Source organism: Acidimicrobiia bacterium (assembly GCA_035948415.1).
In the GTDB taxonomy this organism is placed as follows: domain Bacteria; phylum Actinomycetota; class Acidimicrobiia; order IMCC26256; family PALSA-555; genus PALSA-555.
On sequence record DASZJD010000129.1, the window covers coordinates 1 to 4,279 of the forward strand.

Genomic DNA, 4,279 nt, shown 5'->3' on the forward strand with positions numbered 1-4,279 from the left:
GCCGCGCCGGCGACACCCCAGGCGTTGGCGGCCGCGACGGCGCTCGTCGCCATCGCCGCGATGGCCAGCAGGTAGGCGAGGACCGGCCCGATCAGCGCTCGCTGGCCGCCCTGCACCAGCGCCCGGACGAACCGGGTCGCCAGCGGCACCGCGACGGCGAGCACCAGCACGGCGCCGAGCGCGTAACTTCCGGCCGAGCCGCCGTGCAACGCGAAGCCGATGGCGAAGGCCAGCTGCGCGAGCAGGAACGAAGCCAGCCCCGGCACGAACCAGTCGTGGCCGCGCGCGCCCGTCGGGAGCATGAGCCACACGTCGCCCGCCAGGCACAGCGTCAACGCGGCCACGAACCACCCGCGCGTGTCGGCGTGGACGGGGTCCACGGTGATGGCGGCGACGACCAACGCCGCGGTCGCGGCGGGCTTGCAGAGGTACTCGAGGCGCGCCGACGCCTCGGCGACGGCCACCCAGTCGCCGACCGCGAAGACCGCCGCCACGGCGAACAGGGCGGCGGCGGTCGCGGTCACGACCGCGTTCTAGTCGCGACAGGCGTCGCCCGGCGTCGCCCCGCCCGACGAGCCCTTACGATCCGGCCTGCATGCGGCGCTCACGGGGAGCAGGCGTGACCGCCGCGGGCAGGCGGCTGCGGGCCCTCGTGGCCCGATGCCCGGGCGCGCCGACGCTGCTCGACCTGCAGCGTCGCTACGACGAGGCGCGCGGCTCGGCGCTCGCGGCGTCGATCAGCCTGTACGGGTTCCTCGCGCTCTTCGCGGTGACGGCCCTGGCCGTCGCGGTCCTCGGCTTCCTGTCGGCGGGCGGCGCCCACGTGGCGCGCGACCTCCCGAACCAGCTCGGCCTGAGCGGATCGGCGAGCCGAACCGTGCGGGACGCCGTCGACGCGGCCCGGAGGAGCCGCGCCGCGGCAACCGTGCTCGGCGGGCTCGGGCTGGCCTGGACCGGCACCAGCCTGGCGGTGGTCGTCGCTGACGCCTACGACGCGGCCTGGCAGGTCGAGCGGCGCGGCTTGCTCGACCGGGTGTTGGGGCTGGTGTGGCTCGCCGGCGCCGTCCTCGCGATCGCCGCCGGCGCGTTCGCCACCGCGGCGTGGAGCGTGCTGCCGGGCCTGTTCGCGCCGCTGGTCATCGTCGTGTCGCTGGCGACGAACGCGGCGCTGTTCCTCTGGACCTCGTGGATCCTGCCGAACCGCCGGGTGCCGCTCGCCGCGCTCGTGCCGGCGGCGCTCGTCGGCGGGGTCGCGCTGGAGGCGATGAAGCTGGTCGGCGCCTACGCCGTGCCACACCTGGTGGCACGCTCGTCGGAGGTGTACGGCACGATCGGCGTCGTGTTCGCGCTGTTGGTGTGGCTGCTGCTGTTCGGGCGCGTCGTCGTGTACGTCGCCATCATCGAGACGCGGGGGTGGGAGCGACAGCACGGCGAGCGCGAGGTGGACGTCGAGGTGCCGGCCCTGCCGACCTGACGAGGGCCGCGGTGGCGGTCGCTCAGGGTTGGAGTCGCTCGAGCACGAACCCGGCGCCGCGGCGGCGGTAGCGGAGCCGGTCGTGCAGGCGGTCGTCGCGGTGCTGCCAGAACTCGACGGTCTCGACGCCGACGAGGTACCCGCCCCAGAACGGTGGCAACGGGATGTCGTCGCCGAAGCGGGCCTCGAGCTCGGCCGCGAGCGCCTCGAGGGCGGCTCGGTCGGCGACGGGCTCGCTCTGGTGGGACGCCCAGGCGCTGATCTGGCTCGCCCGCGGCCGGTTCCGCCAGTAGGCGATCGATTCCGACGCGGGCAGGCGGCTCACCGGGCCGGTGGCGCGTACCTGGCGACCGATCTCCGGCCAGTGCCACACCAGCGCGGCCTCCGGGTTCGAGGCCAGGTCGGACCCCTTCGCGCTGTCGTAGTTCGTGTAGAAGCGGAACCCCGCGTCGTCGAAGCCTCGGAGCAGCACGACCCGGGCGCTCGGCGTGCCGGTCGCCCCGGCCGTGGCCACGACCATCGCGTCGTAGTCGCGCGCCCCGGCCGTCTCCGCCGCCGCGAACCAGCGGCGGAACTGCGCCACCGGGTCGGCCTCGACCTCGCCTTCGAGCAGCTCGGCCACCTCGACGGGCGCTCAGGCTTCCCGCGGCGTCGAGGCGGGCAACGGCCGCGCTGCCCCTCGCATCGGTGCCAGGGTAGTGACCCGAGGGCCCGCCCCATCCCGAATGGGGCCCGACGTCGAGGAGCGGCGAGATGGGGTTTCACCACGTGGCGATCACGACCCGAGACCCGGAGGCCACGCACGTCTTCTACAGCGAGGTCATGGGGTTCCGGCTCGTGCGGGTCGAGGCCTTGCCGGCCGCCGAAGGCGGCTGGGCCCGTCACCTGTTCTACGACACGGGGAACGGCGAGTGCCTGGCCGTGTGGGACATCCACGACAACCCGGCGGTGCCCACCGACTTCGAGACCTCCATCAGCCGCGGCTTGGGCCTCCCCAGCTGGACGAACCACCTCGCGTTCGCCGCCGCCGACCTCGACGCCTTGACGACGGCGCGGGAGCGGTGGCGGGCCCACGGCTACGACGTGCTGCAGATCGACCACGGCTGGTGCACGTCCATCTACATCGACGACCCGAACGGCATCGCCGTCGAGTGGTGCTGCACGACGCGCGCCTTCACGGCCGCCGACGCCGCCGACGCCGACCAGCTGCGCCGGTCGCCCCAGCCGCCCCTCGGCGAGCCGATGGCCCCCGAGGTGTACGAGGCGACGGCGGCGGTCGCCGTCCGCTGACCGGCTCGCGCCGGGTCAGCTCAGAGCCCGGCGAGGACCGGCGGTCGCCCCGAGCACACGCCGGCCGCCTTCGCGGCGATGGTGGCGACCCGGGTCACGATGAGCGTGTGCACCTGCCGGAGGTACCGGAGGCGGGTGTCGAGCCGGTGCGCGATCGCCGACCGCCCCGCCCGCAAGAGCCGAGCCTGGAGGGCCTCGGCCCGCTGGAAGGCGCGCCGGGCCCGGCGGTTGGCGTCGGCGAGGCGCGCCCACTGGGATCGGGCCCGGGCGCAGATCGCCGGCTGGGGCGCCGGCCGCACCCCGTCCGTCGCCGCGCCCGCCGGGACCGCCAGCGGCACGATCAGGGTCAGGCCGCCGAGGGCCACCGCGGCGGCCACGAGCCGCGGCAGGCCGGCCCGTCGGCTGGGCGCGGTCAGGGGAGCGTCTCCTCCGTCAACGGCGACACGATACGGCGCAGCCTGACCAGGTCGTGTGAGCGTTGCGTCAGGGCTCGACCAGCGGTCCCTCAGGTCCGCGAGTGCGGGCCGGCGCCGGTCGGCACGAGCTCCCAGGCGGATGCCGATCCTCGGCCGGCGCCCTCGAGAGGCCCGGGTCCGGAGGCTCATCGCGACGCTGCCCGGCGCTCGCGCCACCCGGGGACGCCCGTCCCGAGGATCCGCTCGAGGCGCGACCGGTTGTACCGCTGGACGACGATGCACGGCGCGTTGGCGATGAGCCCGTAGCCGAGCATCGCCAGCGCCAGCCACCAGGGGTTCCAGGCGAAGAACACGGGCGCGAGGAGGAGGATGGCCCAGTGCGCCCGCTCGGCGCGGCGGGTCTCGAGCAGGAACCGCTCGAGGTCGGCGCGGTCGTGACCGGCGAGCCGACGCTTCGAGACGCCGCCCCGGAACAGCGACCCCGCCTCGGGGAGCGCGTCCTTCCACGCCTTGACCCGCAGCGCCCGCTCGTAGACGCGACCGTCCCGCTCGAACCGGCGCAGGCGGAGCGAGCCGTCCCGAGCCAGCGTCTGGGCCGAGAGCCGGTGGGCGGCGTACCCGCAGATCGTGCTCCACAGCGCCCACAGCCCCGCGTCCGAGACGGCGATGAGGACGTTGCGCGTCGAGCCGAGGGTCGCGGTCACCGGCTCCGACCGTCGGCGCCCCGGAGACGGATCGTGCGCCCCTTCCACCGGACCTGACCCCGCGCCGTCAGGAGGAGCGATCCGAGGAACACGGCCACGAACAGCGCCGCCAGCACGGGGTAGAGGGCGGCGGCGGCGATCCCGAAGTTGCCGAGCTGGCGCAGCATGACGAAGCACTGCACCGCGAACGCGGCGTAGAGGAGCAGCCCCACGCTGCTCCCCCCGAGCGCGTCGAAGCCGGTGACGAGGCAGGCGGCGACCCAGGCCACGATGGCGACCAAGCGCGGGAGCGGCGTGGCCGCGGCGCCGGCGGCGAAGTTCTTCGCGAACCCCTCGAGCAGCCGGTCCGGCCGGTCGTACATGCGGAAGGCGACGAGGTCGCCGCCGGCGAAGCA

At 75.2% G+C, this 4,279-nt stretch carries 7 protein-coding genes; 2 read left to right on the forward strand and 5 right to left on the reverse strand.

Features of this window, described 5'->3' with window-relative positions:
• Positions 1-524: lysoplasmalogenase family protein (locus VG869_17105; GenBank protein HEV3452905.1), on the reverse strand; the 524-nt coding region annotated here is incomplete at its 3' end.
• Between the two features lie 71 nt (positions 525-595).
• Between VG869_17105 and VG869_17110 the strand changes: the two genes are divergently transcribed.
• Positions 596-1,474, forward strand: a complete 879-nt coding sequence (locus tag VG869_17110) for a YhjD/YihY/BrkB family envelope integrity protein (GenBank protein HEV3452906.1) — start codon at positions 596-598, stop codon at positions 1,472-1,474.
• 22 nt (positions 1,475-1,496) lie between these two features.
• Here the strand turns inward: VG869_17110 and pdxH are convergent, their stop codons facing one another.
• Positions 1,497-2,096 (reverse strand): pyridoxamine 5'-phosphate oxidase, encoded by a 600-nt coding sequence (gene pdxH / locus VG869_17115; protein ID HEV3452907.1) that lies wholly within the window; start codon positions 2,094-2,096, stop codon positions 1,497-1,499.
• Between the two features lie 131 nt (positions 2,097-2,227).
• Between pdxH and VG869_17120 the strand changes: the two genes are divergently transcribed.
• The gene (locus VG869_17120; GenBank protein HEV3452908.1) at positions 2,228-2,764 is read left to right on the forward strand and encodes a VOC family protein; all 537 of its coding nucleotides are present in this window, start codon (positions 2,228-2,230) and stop codon (positions 2,762-2,764) included.
• A 20-nt stretch (positions 2,765-2,784) separates the two neighbouring features.
• On the opposite strand, the gene VG869_17125 is transcribed toward VG869_17120, so the two are convergent.
• The 3 genes from VG869_17125 to VG869_17135 all read right to left on the reverse strand — a co-directional run.
• Entirely contained in the window at positions 2,785-3,141 is a 357-nt protein-coding gene (locus VG869_17125; protein HEV3452909.1) for a hypothetical protein, read from the reverse strand.
• A gap of 224 nt (positions 3,142-3,365) precedes the next feature.
• Positions 3,366-3,884, reverse strand: coding sequence for a hypothetical protein (locus VG869_17130; GenBank protein HEV3452910.1), 519 nt, complete (start codon positions 3,882-3,884; stop codon positions 3,366-3,368).
• On the reverse strand, positions 3,881-4,279 hold a 399-nt coding region (locus VG869_17135), incomplete at its 5' end, for a glycosyl transferase family 2 (protein HEV3452911.1). The genes VG869_17135 and VG869_17130, both read right to left, overlap by 4 nt.